Source organism: Chitinophaga sp. CF118, from assembly GCF_900112615.1.
Lineage (GTDB): Bacteria > Bacteroidota > Bacteroidia > Chitinophagales > Chitinophagaceae > Chitinophaga.
The window spans coordinates 1-17,948 of sequence record NZ_FOMK01000011.1 but is presented as its reverse complement, the minus strand read 5'-3'; the positions used below and the strand labels follow the sequence as shown (position 1 = coordinate 17,948).

Sequence of the window (17,948 nt, the reverse complement as noted above, 5' to 3'; positions counted from 1 at the left end):
AATCGCCCCTGTTTAATTACAGGTCATGCAGGTACACTGACTCATGGTGGTTCGTTTTCCATAATGCCCGATTTAATTTTGGTTGAATACTCTTATGTTGACTACGCGCGTACCAGTATTTTATGTCCCTCTACAGTAAACTTAACGCCACTTACTTCCAGTATCTTTAAAACAGTTGAAATATCTGCTGTCCTGTCTATTTCTCCACGGAAAAGTCCCTTGGGAATGCCATCAGGATAAACCACCTCTGCATCATACCAGCGGGCCAGCTGCTGCATTACTTCTTCTATCGTTACATCATTAAAACTAAATACACCATTCTTCCAGGCAACTACCTCATCTACATTCACAGCCAGTACATTCAATTCACCTGTATTCTTCATTTTTGCCTGCTGTCCGGGTTTGAGCAATACTTCTTTATTATTGCCGGCAACCTTTACCATTCCTTCCAGCAATGTTGTTTTAACAGCTGGTTCTTCTCCATATGCCATTACATTAAAGTGTGTACCTAATACCTTTACTTCCATATTATTATTGACACTGACAATAAATGGCTGATGGTCATTTGCGGCTACTTCAAAATATGCTTCTCCTTTCAATTTCACCGTACGGTCCTTTCCATTAAAAGCTGTGGGGAAAATAAGCGTGCTGGCTGCATTCATCCATACAACAGTGCCATCGGGCAGTGTTACCTGGTACTGCCCTCCACGTGGCGTAGAAAGAGTATTAAAGGATACCGGTTTCCCGGCATCCTTCCCCTGTCCATCCTTATAAGCCAGCTGTCCGTTGCCAAGTTTTATGATCTGTACAGTTCCCTGTTTTGTTAATGCTCCGTTTTTCTCATCTTCCAGTACTATCACATCTCCGTTTGCCAGGGTAAGTGTGGCTTTATTCCTACCGGGAACAATGCTGTTTTTAGCTTTAGACTGAGCGTCTGCTAATGGCCGATCCTGCTTCTCTTTAACTGCATACCGGTAAATTCCTCCTGTTATAATTAATGTGAGCATCACTGCTGCTGCCCAATACCATTTCCTTCCGGATATGCGATGAACCTTTTCATCTCTTATAGCATTGAGTATGGGAGATAACATCCGGCTTTGCAGCTCTTCCGCAGAATGCACATCTTCTTCCTTCCACTCAATTGCTTCGTCGGGAAAAGTATTATACCAGTTTTCAAACAATACCCTCTCTTCAGGACTAATAGTGCCTTTCAGCAATTTATTTGCTAATAAGGATATTTGCTCGGGAGTCAGATCACTCATTATAAAGCTGCTTTATTATATAGTCTTTACAACTGACCGGTTTCCCTTAGTCCTGTTAAAAAAAAATTAAAAAAGGAGAAAATAGAGATGTTTCAGGGAGGTGCGCAGGGTCTTTAGCGCCCTGCTTATATGGGCTTCTACAGTCTTAACAGAAATATTAAGCGTTTGTGCTATTTGTTTTTCACTAAGCCCGTTTTCACGGCTCAACCGGAATACCAGCCTGCATTTCTCAGGCAGCGCCGTTACAGTACTTTCCAGTTCATCCTGTAATTGCTGATAACTAAGCCATTGTTCTGTGCTCGTATCTGCTTCAGGCAGGTTAAGCATAGACTGCCGGTCTGTTTCGTTCTTTCGTTTGGCAAGAAAAGTGATGATCTTATACTTAAGTGCTGCAGATATATATGTATGGAAAGAATGGCGTAACTGTATAGTATCAGATCTTTTCCAGATATCCAGGAAAACCTCCTGTACTACTTCCTGTGCATCCATTGTGGACTGAAGACGAACATAGGCAAGGGTTACCAGTTTTTCCCAATAACGTTCATAAAGAGAAGTAAATGCAGCAGCATCACGCCGTTGCTGCAAAATTTGCAATAGTTCTTCATCACTGTTCTGATACTTATGCATAAATGAGTCCCTTAGCAGTAATTACATGGATAAACTGTTCCCCCCATAAATGTACTAAAACAAATTTATTAATTCGTCGCTTTGGATTCAGATGAACAATGGCGGACTGTACCCATCTGTTTTATGGCGCACAACTTAAAAGAGCTGCCCGCTACGGGCAGCTCTCCTCAGGATCCTCAATGATATGTAGCAATGGCTTGTTTATCTGGCCACTACCAGTTTTTTACTTTCTGAAACAACAGACAGATTAGGTTTGATGGTAACGATATAGATGCCATTCTTTAAGCTGCTGATGTCCAGTGTAAACTGGGTAACACCGTGTTGCAGCTGAACAGGTTTGCGCTGAAGTATCTTACCTGAATTATCAGATATAAGGACAATAGCAGGACGGGCACTTGCTGCTAAAGTGTATCTTACTCTTACCACATCGCCAGATGCTGGGTTAGGGAATATAGTAAGGTTAACTTTAGAAATTTCAACCATGCCGTCCTTCTCTTCAGTTTCAGGAGCTTCTGTTCTTGCCAGAGTGGCTGCAACAGTTGCTGGTACCTGTACGGTTACATTACCTGGGTTATAATAATGATTCAGGATCCAGGTGTAAGTCTTATCACTTGCCCAATAGCTGGAACCCCACTGGCACATACCTCTGCCATGACCGTTCTTAGCTTTACCGGCACAACGTGCATCGGAAATACAAGGCCAGCCTGAGCTGGTACCTGTACCACTGTAACCATTACCACAACCAGCGTTGTTATTCTCAGCAGAATATTCTGATCTGAAAATTGCACCACTCTTGATTAATACAACGCCAGCAGTAGCTTTAGCTGCATTAATGGTAGATGTAGCGGTTTCGCTACCCCATGCCTGATTACAAGTAGTAGAAGCAATATCGAAGTTCGATTTAACCGGATGTTTCACATAGTAAGCACCATAAGAACGGTAAGCAACTGCACCAGCTCTCAGAGAAGCTGCTTTCCAGCTGGAGATCCATTCGTTATCCAAACCAGACTGTACATAAGCTTCAAGGCTCATTACCTTTACGCTTGAACAGGTTGTGCATGAACAACTGGTACCTACACGGATACTCGTAGGTACAGATATAGCAGCAAGACTAACAGCAGATTCTGCATCCTTGTCGGCTAAACGCAGGTACTCACTTGTTTGTTGTGCTTCATCAGCTTCTGTTCTGTCGAACATACCATGCGTGTAAGTTTCCACTTCTTCAGTGGCAGACTCAGTAGCAATTCTCTGATCATCACTTGCTGATGCCAAAGGTGTAAGTCCAACTTTTACAATGATTTTATCTGCTATTACACGGATGTTGTTCAGTACATAAGGTTTAAAACCAGTTTTGGTAACCCGCAGTGTAGTTATAACCGGAGCAACAGCTTCAGTAGCACTAACAGGAACTGGGATAGTTAATGTAAAGAAGCCACTCCTATTAGAAATAGTAGAACGACCACCAGCAGTTACTATTGCACCTGCAATCGGACCATTCGTTATAGCACTTCTAACATAACCTGAAAGTACCATGTTACTTGCAGCAACTACCTGACGTGTTGCTTCATCTTCTGATGCAATACTGCGCATAGAACTGATACGATCCATGCTAATATCAGCAGCAATTTTTGTTTCATTACCACCTTCAAAAGATGTTTCTATCTGATCATATCCTTTTGCGCTGAAAGAGAAAGTATATTTTCCTTTTTCGGCATCGAATGATGTCTGTCCGTTTTCATCTGTCTGCACCTGAGTGGTAGCACCATCAGGTCCGGTTACAGTTACGGCAGTATTGGCAACAGCAAAACCAGTTTCCTGATCTCTTACTGTAATAGCGATAGCGGTAGCTGCTGTTGTAGCAGGATTGATTAAAGCGGCATAACTTTTCCAGTTCCAGTTAATTCCCGGATCTGTATGTGAGTTGCCATCATAATGCTGATGTCCTTTAATGCGTACTGTTTTAGGCTGATAGTTTGTACCTGAAGTGGCAGCTCCTTTAAAGCAGGCAGCTTTACTGATTCCGTACTTGGTACATATGTTACGTACCAACGCAGCAGAAGATGCATACATTTTGGTAGTATACCATTTTTTATCGTCAACATAACCTTCATGTTCTATACCAATAGTATAGCCGTTGTGGTTCAACACATGATAGGCTTTGTCTTTTTCACGCACCATCTGTGTTACCTGTCCGTCGGAAGAACGGATCACATAGTGTGATGATACGATAGCAGTACTGTTCTTGAACCAGGAAATAGTACCTGCATAACTGCCCTGTGCAGTATGGATTGTTACATTGGTAACGGCTACGCCGCCACGACCTACAGTAAAGTTATTAGCATGGGCTGCGCTGAATATTGCCGGACCATAATCCGTACTTAATACAGAAACACCTTCAATTGCTGCGCTCTGATCCAGAACGTTATCAGGTGATATTACTTTATCTCTGGCATAATCTATCTGTACACCGGTGGCTTGTAATGCACGCAATGTTTTTGTTGGATAGATTTTTTCCAGCTGTACATTTGCAGGCGCTCTTGTAAGCGATGTTGCGGTAAAGCCTTTCTGCAAATTATCATACACATCATAAGTGTACAATGAGCGGGCGTATGCATTTACTGCACTACCATCATTAGGAATTTCAGAAATACTTTCCAGTACAGAAGCATAACTTTCAACGCCTGCAGTTGCGGCCAGTTTCCGGCTACCTGCTTCGCGACTTAAAAACTTTGCTGTGGCCAGGATCTGAAGCCTTACATCGTTTTTAAATTGTGAGGTGCTGATATTACTTAGTTTACTAACTTCTACAAGGTTATTTTTAAAGTAACCTTTTCCGTTTTCTACTAAACCAAATATGCCAAACCGCTGTGGCATGTCCATACAATTGGTATGGTCAGTACCTTCATTTGGTTGCAGGTTAGTCATATGTGTGGCGGAATAAGCCATCGCTTCAAGTATTCCTTTAGGGAGACCGGGATACTGACGATAAGCTTCATTGAAATAATTGTCCAGACGGGAATTTGTCGTCTGTTGTTGTGCTACCGATTGCATAAAGGGCAATAGGAGTAACACAGCCATTTTAAGCAGCAAATGAACTCGATTCATAGGTTTTTGTTTATGGTTAATCTTGGGCTAAATGAAGCCGGGTTATGCCACCTTTACAGGTACATAATTGCTACATTTTCATATTTGAGGGATCCTGAGTTTTAAGTGTTTTGAATTTAGGTTTCAATAATATAGGTTAAGAATATTGATTTGGTCGAATCAATCACATAGTTCCAAAAGCAGCTAATAAAATACTACAAGATAAGTATCAGTCTATCGGTCTTTCTTTATACAGAATAGGTTTTTCTGTATTCGTTTTCAAAACTAGTAAAACATATTCAGAATATAAAAAATAATTTATATAAAAGGTTGTGAGAACAACAATCAAGATAAGAACGTGATGCATAAACGCTGTATTCGAACACGAAAATAATTTGCTTTCGATTTGATTTGTTTTGCTTTGGATTGCTTGGGTTTTCTTGGGATTCAGGTGGAACAATTACGGACTGCACCCATTTGGTAGTAACGCTATTTAACGTTATCAAGCGTATGAGCTTTAGAATATTTATTAAACGATATCCATCGTGTGTCAAATGGCTAAGGTCCGTAATTGCCCACCTGAATCCCCCGCTACTCCTGCCCTTCCTCTTATTCTCAGTCTGCTTGTTATTGTTTTATTGAGCTTGCATTTTTACCATGCAAAAGTGGTTCCTGATATTTTTAAATACCTGTATATTCATTTGCGGTTGAAAGGTTGTGTGCAAACGAAAAACTAATTTCAGCATTTAAACCAGATGCAATTTTTAAAACCCTGTAACTATATTAGAAGAGTATTTATGATTACGAAGTACTGCGTGAATTTCTTTACGCATATCTTCACAAATAACTGGTCTTTGCACATTGTCTACTATTTTTATACATGCATAAATATGATGTAGTATTGTACCTCCAACAACATATTCGGGATCGCCCTGGTATATCTTATAATTTAATGGGTTATATTCCGGATCGGCTTCAATATGTGAGGGTATAAACTCAAACCACGCGCTGGGGCCGGAGCATGGACATATGCATGGACAAGGCATATAATAGTACTTTTGTAATGAAACTTAACTGCTTTCAATGCAAACTTCAGTACAATTATTTAGAATTAATTATGGAGAAGGGATCATAAAAGTATGGACATCATTAATATATTCTCTCACTATTTCTGTACAACTGTATTCAGTTATTGATCTAAATCAAGCGGGAAGCACCCGATGGATTGTCAGGCAAAATGCAAGCTCAATAAACAATTGAATAAAGACAAAATCAGCAAGCAGCCTGGAAAGAAGAAGAAATACCAGAATAGCGGGGGATTCAGGTGGGCAATTTCGGACCTTAGCCATTTGACACACGATTGATATCGTCCAATAAAAAAACTAAAGCCCATACGCTTGATAAAGCTAAACAGGATTAATACCAAATGGGTGCAGTCCGAAATTGTTCCACCTGAATCCAAAGCGATTAATATACCACTCCAACCCTCAAAGCTTTTAATCCGCTTAACCCCTGCAGGTCTTCCAGATCCAGCTCTTCGAGATCGTGCTGTAATACTTCCTTTTGCTGTAAATATTCGATGAACGGAAGGTAATCCCGTACATCAGATTTATCAAAATAAATAAGCACTATTTTATCCGGTTGGGTTAACCGTTCATCTGTATCGCGGATACGAACTTTATCAATCCTCTTTTTAATCATCTGATACCTGATACTGTATGCTCCATCCACATCAAACTTTCTTTCATCCGCACGGAAGCCAATATTAATAGTATGATTATGTACAAAGATCAACTGAGTAGTACTAAGAGCAGTAGGCATCTGCGGCAATAATTCATGCGTTATTTTTGCAATAGCTGCCATAGAGGAAAGCTGCCACAGCCGAAGATTTTTCAGATGAAATTGACTGAACGGTTTATCCGGTGCTATAGACTGACCGATATAAATATCATATTCTATTCCATCCGTTCTGAACTTTTCAAAATAACAGGGATAAGGTTGCTGTAATGTTTCCTTTTGAGATTCGTAATATTCAGAAACTGCACTGTTGATCATCTGCATGGCAACTTCAAGCGCCTGACGGTTACCATGTAAAGTACCATTGATTGTATTAAGATACTGCAGATAAGGATCAATTATGCTGCTTGTATCCTTTTCCTGACGGGATAAATAAATTAAGTAAGGAGTGATTTCTTCATTAAAGAAAATACTCAGATTGTTCTCATCTGCAGCATGTAACTGTTCCTGTTTGAGTATTTCTTCCTGCCACTTCCTGCTTTTAAAGATCAGTTCTTCCATGATTGCAGAACGATCATATTGTTGCAATGTGATCAACTTTTCCAGCAAGGTATTCAACTGAATATCCAGATCGGCGATGATAGCTTTATTTCGTTCAATAGTAGAGTTCCGGATATCTACAGCGCCATATAAAGGATATACATCGTTGAAATAAATAGGTGATGTTTTGGCAGGCAGTCCCTTCTTTTTATTATATAAATATTCCCATGCTGCTTCATTGAATTTCCATTGTACCGATGCCTGGATAGATGTGAATTGTTCTTTAATGATATTCTCGATCTCCATGTTGAATTCATCGATATATACCTGCGACACCTGTTCTATTGCCGATTTTGCGGGCTCCAGCAATGCCAGTACACTCTCATCAAAAGTAAGATCGCTCCAGGTATGCATACATAATACACCTACCAGATTATGATGATGAAAAACAGGTAGCAAGGCCAGTGACCGGACGCCCAGCTTCCTGAAGTATTCCAGGAATACTATCTCCTTTTCTTCGGGATTGGGTATATTTATATCCTGAGAAAAGAAGAAACGGGGATTAGCGGAATATCCTTTCACCTGACGCTGAAAATTTTCTAATGTTAACCGGTCTTCACCCCATACTGAAAACAATACACCCGTCCCTCCCTTTGCATAACCATATACCGGCTCATTATTCACTCTTACAAAAGGGAACAGGTCAAATTCAATCTTATTATTCCGTACCAGTGTTTTTAAAGATTGCATCACAAGCTTATAACTGGCATCTTCATTACCGGGATTGTTTGCCAGTCTTACCTGCTGAATATTTTCTATTGCTTTTAGAGGAGTAACGTCTGATACTGCAATTGTACCAATTCCACGGAAGCTGAAGAGGTTCAGGGGAAGTATATCTTCCAGGATCTCATATCCTGCTCCATCAGTCAGTTTTGAATACAGTTTTCTGAAATCAATTTCCGGCAATTCTCCCTTTACGGATACAGTAACAAAATCCATGTTAATATGCACCCAGTAATATTCTTCCAGGCCCGTAGCAACGTTCGTTGCGCCATGATATCTTTCTGCGTGAAGGGGTACCTGGAAATTATACAACCTCTTTAGTATCAGAGAATACAATAATTGTAAACGTTCCCGGTGCTGTGCTGCCACTATTTCCGGCGCTTCCACATCTTTCTCATGCCCCTTCTTGTTTTTTATTAGCTCATACAACATGCTGGTACCATAAAAAACAATAGGTTTCATAGGAAAACTAAGCGCCCAGGCCAATTCATGTTCACCCACCATCGGTGCTGAAAGACACAGGTACATCTGTTCCAGTAAATCCTCATACTGGTGAATATTTTCCAAAGAAATTTCCAGGTCGTACACATTACGACCCTTAAACAACTTCAGCGTATCTTTATAAAATGCTGCTTTAACAGTCTGTTCTTCTGCTATTCTTTTTTCCAGATGATCCATAAACGGTTTAAAGGAAATAGCTGCATCCACCTCCAGAATGTCAGCAATTCCACCGGTAAGGTCAAGTACGATCTTTTTCATGTTCTATAGTTCTTTTGCTGGCTTAAAGCCTTACAGGGCTGAATTTAGTAAATTTAACGGCTGTCTGAAAATATTTATATCTTAACTGTATGAAACGCCTGCTGACTTTTTCCCTCCTGATCTGCCTTACTACCATAAGTTTTGCGCAGTCCAAAGCCTATTTTCCTCCTCGCGGGGAATGGCAACACCGCTCTCCTGCTGCACTGGGACTGGATTCCGTTAAACTGGCGGCGGCTATTCAATTCGCGAAAGAGAATGAAACACAGGCCTCCCGGAGTATGGAAATATCGCAGTCTCTCAGCTTCGGAAAAGAACCTTTCAGCACAGGTATTGGCCCCTTTGCCGACCGGGGAGATCCTACCGGCGTTATCATTTACAAAGGATATATCGTGGCCGAATGGGGAAACCCTTTACGGGTAGATATGACACATAGCGTTACCAAAAGCTTTTTATCAACCGTCGTCGGACTGGCGGTCGATCGCGGCCTGATCCATAGTGTATATGATACAGTTGCTGGTTATATACCTCCTATAGAGGTTTATAATCCTGTGGCCGGCAATCCCGGTGCTGAACAATTGGGGCAACCTCAGCTACTCTTTCCATTTGCCAGTGCTCATAACCGTACCCTTACCTGGGATGTGATGCTCCGGCAAACGAGCGACTGGGAAGGTACATTATGGGGAAAACCGGATTGGGCAGATCGTCCGGAAGGCAACTCCGCCGAATGGATGACCCGTAAAAGAAATGCTCCGGGTACCGTCTGGAAATATAATGATGTCCGTGTAAACGCGCTGGCTCTGGCTGCTACCAGCGTATGGCGACAACCACTTCCGCAGGTTCTCAAATCATTGATCATGGATTCCATTGGTGCTTCTAATACCTGGCGATGGAATGGATACCGGAACTCATGGATCGTACTTGATGGTTTGCCGGTGCAATCTGTGAGCGGCGGTGGTCACTGGGGTGGTGGGATGTTCATCAATGCTTACGATATGGCTCGCTTTGGTTTACTTACCCTCCATAAAGGCAACTGGAATGGTAAACAACTCCTTTCGGCTCAATGGGTAAAACAGGCGTTAACACCTACTTCCGTAAAACCGGGATATGGTTACATGAACTGGTACCTGAATACAGACCGGCAGTTTCTTCCCAGCGCTCCGGCTAATGCTTTTATGCACGTGGGGAATGGTACCAATGTTATTTATGTGGATCCTCAGCATGACCTGGTGGCTGTGGTGAGATGGATAGAATATAAATCGCTTGATAAAATGATAGAACATATCCTGGCGGCCATTAAATAAAACGGATCAAATTTTGATGCTGTAAACACTTCAGAAACCAGCATCATGAAAACAAAAGAATTTACAGACACAGCAAAGGCCATGATGGCAGGCGATAAAGGCCTGCTGGCAATGGACGAAAGTACTCCTACCTGTAACAAACGTTTTGCGGCGGTGGGTATTCCCCAAACTGAAGAATATCGCAGGGCTTACCGCGATCTGATTGTAACCACACCTCGCCTGAATACATGTATCAGCGGTGCCATTCTCAGTGATGAAACAATCCGCCAGCAAACTATTGCAGGGATTCCTTTTGCGAAAGCCTTACATAACAACGGGATCATACCGGGCATCAAAGTAGATCTGGGTGCAAAAGATCTGGCGGGTTTTCCGGAAGAAAAGATAACTGAAGGACTGGATTTATTACGTGAAAGATTGACTGAGTATTATGCTTTGGGTGCCAGATTTGCTAAATGGCGGGCAGTGATCACCATAGGAAAAGATATCCCGACAAGCGGTTGTATGGAGGCGAATATGCATGCCCTTGCCCGGTATGCTGCTTTATGTCAGGAGGCCGGGATAGTTCCTATTGTAGAACCGGAAGTTCTGATGGATGGCTCCCATACATTAGAACAGTGCAAAAAGATAACTCAGGATGGACTATTAATGCTCTTCTCCCAGTTGCATAGTCAAAGGGTAGATCTTCACGGGGTAATATTGAAACCTAACATGATACTGCCAGGCAAGGATTCTCCGGTGCAGGTGGAGGATGATATCATTGCTCATGCTACTATTAAATGTCTGTTACGATGTGTTCCCGCATCTGTACCGGGTGTTGCTTTTTTATCAGGCGGGCAGTCGCCGGAACAGGCTTCTTCGCGTTTAAATGCAATTCATATTATAGTTCCTACTTTGCCCTGGGCGGTTACATTTTCTTATGCAAGGGCTATTCAACAACCGGCATTGGAATTATGGGCGGGGAAAGAAGAAAATGTAGCGGCTGCGCAAAAGGTTTTATTTCACCGGGCAGATTGTAACAGGTTAGCACGTAAAGGGAAATATAGTGAGGCGATGGAAAAGGTTTGATGCGTATAGTGGGAGGATGGGTATAGTTGGGGGATGGAAAAAGTTTGATGGGAATAGTGAGGTGATGGAAAGATCTGATGGGAATACCGGAGGATTCAGGTGGGATTGCGGGCTGCACCCATTTGGTTGGAATTCTATTTAACTTTATCAAGCGTATGGGCTTTAGTTATTTATTAGACGATATAAATCGTGTGTCAAATGGCTAAGGCCCGCAATTACCACCTGAATCCAACGCGGCAGATAACCTCTTTTGTGGGAATAAATATCAATATCGTTTAGGCTTTATAGAGGTATTTATTTGTAGCAAGAATATAGTATTATGCTCTGGTAAGAACTCCCTGTTTGTAGTAAATGATTTATACTACAAACAGGGAGTTCTTAATTTTTAAGGAACCAGATTGTTCACTGGTATATCTGTTTTATATTCTGGAATTACTTTTACTGACTGTAATGTTGAATTAACAGCGGCCTGTTTTGCGGCTGCATCATCAAAGTATATATGCGCAGGAGATAACAACGGCGTGATCTCTAATCGTAATGACGGTCCTTCCAACTGACCATCAAAACGATTCAACCCTGGTGGTAATCCTGCATATGTGCAAATTTTTTAGATATTACACTAAAGAATCGGGTCTCTGAAAAATGTTCCTTCTTTCTTTAATTTCGCTATCGCGGATTATAAGAAGGTTGATCTCATTGATAACATCTTTTTGTATCCCGCTTAATGAATATCGTAGTAAAGGATTTGTCACAAGTCCGTTTTTGATGGTTGACACCAGCGCTGTATCTCCGGCAAATGAGGAAGCCTTCAGCCAATGAGTATTATCCTCATATTCGTGATAATCTGTAGCCGGAGGTCCTATCACTATATAATGCAACATGGATGCTAAGGAAAAAACGTCTTCTTTGATAGTAGGTTTTTGTACCTGTAGTTGTTCCGGCGCCATAAAACCAGGTGTTCCAAAAATAAAGGGATGCGCCGGTTTATTAAGTTTCCAGTTGTACGATAATTCAAAATCCAGAAGATAGATCCTGTCTTTTTTATCTATAAGAAAGTTTACCGGTGTAATATTTCTGTGTACATAACCATGATTATGCAGGGAACTGATGATTGATAAAATATTCCTGAAATAAGTTAAGAGTGTAACCTTATCCCTTATACGTAAGTTTTTCCAGGTAGTATTATTCTTTACCCGGTTAATCACCTCTTTATAATCCAGGCTATCAATATACCGGGTAATATAATACACATCATGATCCTCTTCAAAGAAACCTAAAACTTTAGGTGTAAGAATACTTTTGGGTAATGATTGTTGCACTTCTCTATCCCATTCAAAACGGTCTTTTATATTTCTGCCATAAATATCCATCACGGCATTTTCTTTACCGTGTTTAATAAGGCAGGATTTAAAACCCAATGGGGTAATGGAGATTCCTTTGTAAATGCTACCTTTGAAACCATTCTTCAATAGCTTTGTAGGGATATAACGGTATCCGAATATTTTCTTTGTTCTCCGTACATAAGCAGAAGGGATTTTAAAGGGAATCTTTGCCGGTAAATTATATTCATACTTTATTTCACCTTTCTCGTCTTTTTCAACAGTCATATAATTTACAAAGAGTGTTTTGCCCAATCTGGTTGCAAATGGGATATCAATTGCTTTGTAGGTATTGGTTAATTTATAAAGTATAGCTACCAGTTCTTTTGCCTGTTGAAGGGATTGGGTGAATATAGATAATGACCGGCCGATTAGCTGATGCTGCATAACGCCACAATTCATCAGGTAATGGCTGCCTTCATTTTTTATAAGTTTAAATACCAGGTTCCTTTCGGTTAAAACGGGAAGTACATTGTCCAGCATAACTTCCATATCCTGTGGCAATACAGACAGTATCAGTACCCATCCTTCCTTCAGATCTTCTAAATTGCCTCCATATAAAAAGTTCTCATCTTCTTCAAAGGTGATGCCTTTAGAGGTGATTTTTTTCGCATAGTTTTTGAAAACATATTTTTCAGCTTCTTTCATATGTATGAGTTTTTACAACCACCTTTTTAAGAGATTACCTGCCAGGGATCCCTGTATATTCAGTTGGAAGTGGGTTAATCAACATTAGCATTATAAGAATTTCTTTTAGTCAACGTATTTGCGCTTATCTACCAGGGAGGTTGTAGCCATCTTTTTTGTGGGCCAGATCCAAAGTCATTGGTTAACAATCGCTATGGCATTAATTATAGGGTGCCATTGGTAAAGACAATTTTAATGAAAGATGCTGCTACTCGACAACAGTAATCAAATTTTTTTAAAATATTTTTCCTGGTCAGCTTATGGTTATTTTAATGATTGAATTAAAAAATTAAATACCTTTAAAATTGGATTAACCTTTAATTGCTTGTGCAGATCTGCTAGTCGTTAGACCCCTATCCTCAGCCATAAATGCATATGTCAATTATCAACTATTCCGTCTATTAAACAACGGACTGTTTGTACCCAACATTGTGTGGTTTAACCCATGTAACAGGGCAGACTGTATTAATTACTCAATAAGCTAATTTTTACACTAATGGAACTTACATTTTTCTGCAATAGTGAACAGGATAGCATTTCCTACCCTCTTCCTCAATCCATTACCAATGAGATACAGACCGGTTTGAACGGGGTACATAAATCAGGCTGTTTTGGAGAAGTTTTATTGCATGAAACATCCGGTGATTATGCGAGTACCTGGTTTAAACGATATGTTATCACCCAAAAAACGGCTTTACAATGCAAATCGGACCAACCGTTGTTAAGTCTGCAGATCAACCGGAATGTTCCCTATACGTTATCCATTAATGGCATGGGCAATGTATCGTTTCTCCAGGAGCAGTATAACATGCTTTACCTCCCGCAAACGGACATTACATCTGTGCTCAAGCAGGGAATATACACTACTGTAGAAATCCATTACGAATTAGGTTATCTCCAAAAATGGCATGAGCACATTCCCCTGCTGGACAAACTACTTACAAGCATAGAGAAAAATATACCTGCAAAGCTGACCAAAGAGAATTCCAATGCCACCCCCCAGATCCTCAATATTCTCCATGAAATGGAAAATTGTGCGTTTGTCAATGATCTCCGGATCATGTATATGGAAGCGAAAGCGTTGGAATTCTTATCGTTATGTCTTCACAGAGCTGGTAACCTGATTCAGACCGGGAGTATAGAAACACTAAAACCCCATCACATAGAGAAACTTCATCATGCAAAGACTTACCTGTCTCAGCATATAGACACTCCGGTTTCCATTAATGAGGTAGCCCGTAAGGTGGGTATGAACGACTATATGCTAAAGAGGGGGTTCAAGCAATTGTTCGGCATGGCCATGTATGATTACCTGATTGAAATAAGGATGAAAGAGGCCAGGCAGCTATTGCTCGATTCCGACCACCATATAGGTGAAATAGCCTATAAAATAGGATATAGCAGTATATCCAACTTCTCTACGGCATTTAAAAAGAAATACGGGTATCCCCCGAGTGCTATCAAACGGAAAGGATAAAAAAAACTCCGTTTAGCAGAAGTTTTTATCCCTATTTAAGAACTTTTTTCTATGGAGGGTAAGTAACTTCATAGTCAACACAAGAAGAACCTGTGCACTTATAGATAGATAATACGAGCTTGAACAATCCCGGTCAACATAAATTATGCTTTTTTCATAAGGAGGTGGTAACAGACTTGGCATCCGCCTTCTTATTTTTTTATCCACCATTTCCACGACTGGCTTTTATACATAATAATCCGTTAACTCTATAATTGCCAGGATAGATCCTATAATTGCAGTGTTCAATAACGTACTAAGGAATTTCTAACCCCCATAAATTGTTACCCATGCTCAACTTTCAATTTAATACAAACGGCGTTACAGAAACAATATCAAATCCGGAATCACAAATTCAACCTGGGGAAGAAATCATACATGAATCCGGCGATTATGGTAATGCTACATTTATCAATACAGTTGCAGGCAATGCGAACATCTGGTTCAGGGAATTAGATATAGCAGCCCCTACAACCCTGCATTGCCACTCAGGAGAACCATATCTATACATACATATAAATATTTCCAAACCAATGCGTTATTCCTGTCCGGGAATGCCAGACCTATTTTTCAGTGCGGATCAGTTTAATCTCCTGTTTGGTTCACAAATGGAATTAAGTACCCGTTTACAAAAAGGGAACTACCGGACAATGGAGGTTCATTATCCCCTTAGTTATTTACAGAATATGGCCAATCATATTCCTCATCTCCAAACATTTCTTAATCTCGTTAAAAAGGATGGTACAGGAACTATGTTTGATACAAATCTCAATGCCAGTCATGAGATATCCACTATCATCAAACATATCGTTTACTGTGCTTTTAACGGTGATATCAAAACAATTTTTATTGAAGGCAAAGCTCTTGAACTGCTAACTGTATGCCTCAATAAAGGGCTTAAAGTCTTCAACGATCCTATCATTTTAAATCAGCATGAAAAAGAAAAACTAACCGAGGTAAAACAATACCTGCAGGAAAATATCGATCAGCATCGCTCTACTGAAGAACTAACCCGTATCACAGGACTGAATGAATGGATCCTTTTCAAAGGATTCAGGCAGCTGTTCAATGTCCCCATTCATGAATACCTGTTTATTAAAAGGGTAAGAAAAGCAAAAGAGCAACTGCTCTCTTCGAACAATCACTCAGACTTCTCATCACTATCCTAGCTTATGCTTTGAATCTTTACTAAAGCAATCCTGTAACATTTAAACATTTGTTATACGGACCCGTATGCCTGTTTATTGGTAATACAATTTAAACATTAAAGAATTATGTACGCACTGAGCCCAAAGCAAGAGCTGGAGGATACGTATATCCCGGGCATTCCTCCTTCCCTTACACGTTATATGATATCCAATGCCGACAAAACATTTCATACAAGCGGAGATTATGGTTTACAACTGTTCCAGGTAATAAAATCTAAAAGTTTCGAAGCCTGGCAAATAGATTTTGAAATTAAAACTGATACCACTTTTACTACATCCGCAAAGGAACCCGACCTGGATATGCATATCGCAATACAGAATGATTTTAAATACACACTGAATGGGATTGGAGAAATAATTTTGCCACAACGCCGTTTTAATTTCACCTACTCCCCCCTCCCCGAAGGCAATACGAAATTTGAAAAAGACCGGCATTATCAGTACATAGAAATACATCCCAACTTAGAGGTATTAAAGGGATTAGTCAGCAGCTTCCCCATCCTGGATAAATTTCTGCACAACATCACCAAAGAGAAAGCTGTGATGCTTACAAGGCAGCATCCTTCTACTACTGGCGATATGCTGGCTATTATCTACCGCATTCTATATAATAGCTATGAAGGGCCTATAAAGGATTTATATCTTGAAACAAAACTATTCGAATTGCTGGTGCTTGGCTTACATCAATCTGAACAAACCACCACAAAACCCGATGCTGTTTCATTAAGCGATTACGAAAAAGAAAGGATCCAGGAAGCTAAAGATTACCTGATTACAAATATGGATAACCCTTGTTCCATTTCCTGGCTTGCCAAACACCTGAGGTTAAGTGAACGCAAACTTCGACTTGGATTTAAACAACAATACGGTACCACTCCATTCGATTTTATGCTGGAAGCGCGGTTAGAAAAAGCTATGGAGTTGTTGTTAACCACCCATACTCCTGTTCAGGAAATGGCTGCTATGACGGGGTATAGCTACGTACCTAATTTCATCGCAGCTTTTACAAAGAGGTTTGGCCAAACGCCGGGATCTTTTCTGAAGAAGAAAGCTTAGCCTGTCGCCAGGATTTTAGCGCTCCCTGCATTCTGTACTATGCTTATCTCATCGTTGGTAAATGGTACCCCCATTTCTATGCCTACTGATACCACCAGCGTTTGCGTTTCATCCGGTTTTCCGGGGAGGTTTAATTCAATTTGCCTCCCCGTATATGGGAGCTGCGCTATTTGCCAGTCGGTATAAACAACCTGCACTACCTTATCCGTGATTGCAGGATCAGGTTTGCGGGCATTGTCCGTTAGCTCACCAAGGGATATAATAAAGCGGTACATAGGCGATTTCCAGGGCAGGAACAGGTTTATCTGGGGGATAAGATCCGGGAGCTTCACTATTGCGCTATGCCTGTTCCTGTCGATCGTACACAGCAACGGATGCCTGATAATGCCATCAAATGGATACCTGTTGTTTAAACTGAACCCCTGCAGTAAATTGTGGTACTTCGAGAACAAAACTTCCTTTTGCCCTTTTATATTATTAGTGTCATACTTTTGAATCGTACTGTTGAGGGAATTCAACCGGGATAGGATCTTATGATCCGCCAGGTGCTTTACATACGTAAGCATCCACCTTACATTACTTGCCGCCGTTGACCTAATACTGAATTCACTTGAATTATCCCGTATAGGCTTGCAGGATTCTGATTTTTTTATCTTCTTTTTGGATCCCCCTCCTTTCATCCTCACATAAATATCATCCGATCCTTTTATCCTGTAGGCAGACATATTACCCACACTTCCGGTAAACCTTATACCGTCTACTAAAATGGCCATAATGAGTGTTTTAATACTCACCTAAAATAAAATAATTTCATAAAAAAAACAAAAATAAAGCATAGATAAAGCATATCTCTTCCATATAACTAATCTCACGCAATCTCTTTTTTGAGCTGTTGGAGTTTCCTTTCCAGGTAGGCTATTTTTGCTTGTTGCCGCTTTTGTTTG

Annotated in this window: 12 protein-coding genes; 5 read left to right on the top strand and 7 right to left on the bottom strand. The window is 40.6% G+C overall.

Annotation, left to right across the window (positions count from 1 at the left end; all coding sequences use genetic code 11):
- Positions 1-101: 101 nt before the first annotated feature.
- From BM176_RS27605 to BM176_RS27590, 4 genes are all read right to left on the bottom strand, one after another.
- On the bottom strand, positions 102-1,262 hold the full coding sequence (locus tag BM176_RS27605; protein ID WP_090107639.1) for a FecR family protein: 1,161 nt from the start codon (positions 1,260-1,262) through the stop codon (positions 102-104).
- A 66-nt stretch (positions 1,263-1,328) separates the two neighbouring features.
- On the bottom strand, positions 1,329-1,889 hold the full coding sequence (locus BM176_RS27600; protein WP_090107638.1) for an RNA polymerase sigma-70 factor: 561 nt from the start codon (positions 1,887-1,889) through the stop codon (positions 1,329-1,331).
- 201 nt (positions 1,890-2,090) lie between these two features.
- Entirely contained in the window at positions 2,091-4,994 is a 2,904-nt protein-coding gene (locus BM176_RS27595) for an N-acetylmuramoyl-L-alanine amidase (protein ID WP_143097940.1), read from the bottom strand.
- A 1,446-nt stretch (positions 4,995-6,440) separates the two neighbouring features.
- On the bottom strand, positions 6,441-8,792 hold the full coding sequence (locus tag BM176_RS27590; RefSeq protein ID WP_090107636.1) for a GAF domain-containing protein: 2,352 nt from the start codon (positions 8,790-8,792) through the stop codon (positions 6,441-6,443).
- Between the two features lie 89 nt (positions 8,793-8,881).
- On the opposite strand from BM176_RS27590, the gene BM176_RS27585 reads away from it, so the two are divergent.
- Together BM176_RS27585 and BM176_RS27580 are read left to right on the top strand one after the other, a co-directional pair.
- Entirely contained in the window at positions 8,882-10,093 is a 1,212-nt protein-coding gene (locus BM176_RS27585) for a serine hydrolase domain-containing protein (protein ID WP_090107635.1), read from the top strand.
- Between the two features lie 45 nt (positions 10,094-10,138).
- Complete coding sequence (locus tag BM176_RS27580; protein ID WP_090107634.1) at positions 10,139-11,158, top strand: class I fructose-bisphosphate aldolase; 1,020 nt, start codon at positions 10,139-10,141, stop codon at positions 11,156-11,158.
- Between the two features lie 385 nt (positions 11,159-11,543).
- On the opposite strand, the gene BM176_RS27575 is transcribed toward BM176_RS27580, so the two are convergent.
- Positions 11,544-11,732 carry a hypothetical protein gene (locus tag BM176_RS27575; protein WP_090107633.1) on the bottom strand — a complete coding sequence of 63 codons (189 nt, stop codon included), beginning with the start codon at positions 11,730-11,732 and terminating at the stop codon, positions 11,544-11,546.
- Positions 11,733-11,772: 40 nt separating this feature from the next.
- Positions 11,773-13,185, bottom strand: a complete 1,413-nt coding sequence (locus tag BM176_RS27570; protein ID WP_090107632.1) for a protein kinase domain-containing protein — start codon at positions 13,183-13,185, stop codon at positions 11,773-11,775.
- Between the two features lie 535 nt (positions 13,186-13,720).
- Between BM176_RS27570 and BM176_RS27565 the strand changes: the two genes are divergently transcribed.
- The 3 genes from BM176_RS27565 (at position 13,721) to BM176_RS27555 (ending at position 17,004) form a co-directional block, all read left to right on the top strand.
- A complete protein-coding gene (locus BM176_RS27565; RefSeq protein ID WP_090107631.1) occupies positions 13,721-14,701 on the top strand; it encodes a helix-turn-helix domain-containing protein in 981 nt (326 codons plus the stop codon).
- A 329-nt stretch (positions 14,702-15,030) separates the two neighbouring features.
- On the top strand, positions 15,031-15,909 hold the full coding sequence (locus BM176_RS27560; protein WP_090107630.1) for a helix-turn-helix domain-containing protein: 879 nt from the start codon (positions 15,031-15,033) through the stop codon (positions 15,907-15,909).
- 105 nt (positions 15,910-16,014) lie between these two features.
- Positions 16,015-17,004: a helix-turn-helix transcriptional regulator gene (locus BM176_RS27555; RefSeq protein WP_090107629.1), complete on the top strand. Its 990-nt coding sequence runs from the start codon at positions 16,015-16,017 to the stop codon at positions 17,002-17,004.
- Here the strand turns inward: BM176_RS27555 and BM176_RS27550 are convergent.
- On the bottom strand, positions 17,001-17,777 hold the full coding sequence (locus tag BM176_RS27550; RefSeq protein WP_090107628.1) for a hypothetical protein: 777 nt from the start codon (positions 17,775-17,777) through the stop codon (positions 17,001-17,003). The genes BM176_RS27555 and BM176_RS27550 overlap by 4 nt on opposite strands.
- Positions 17,778-17,948: the final 171 nt, after the last annotated feature.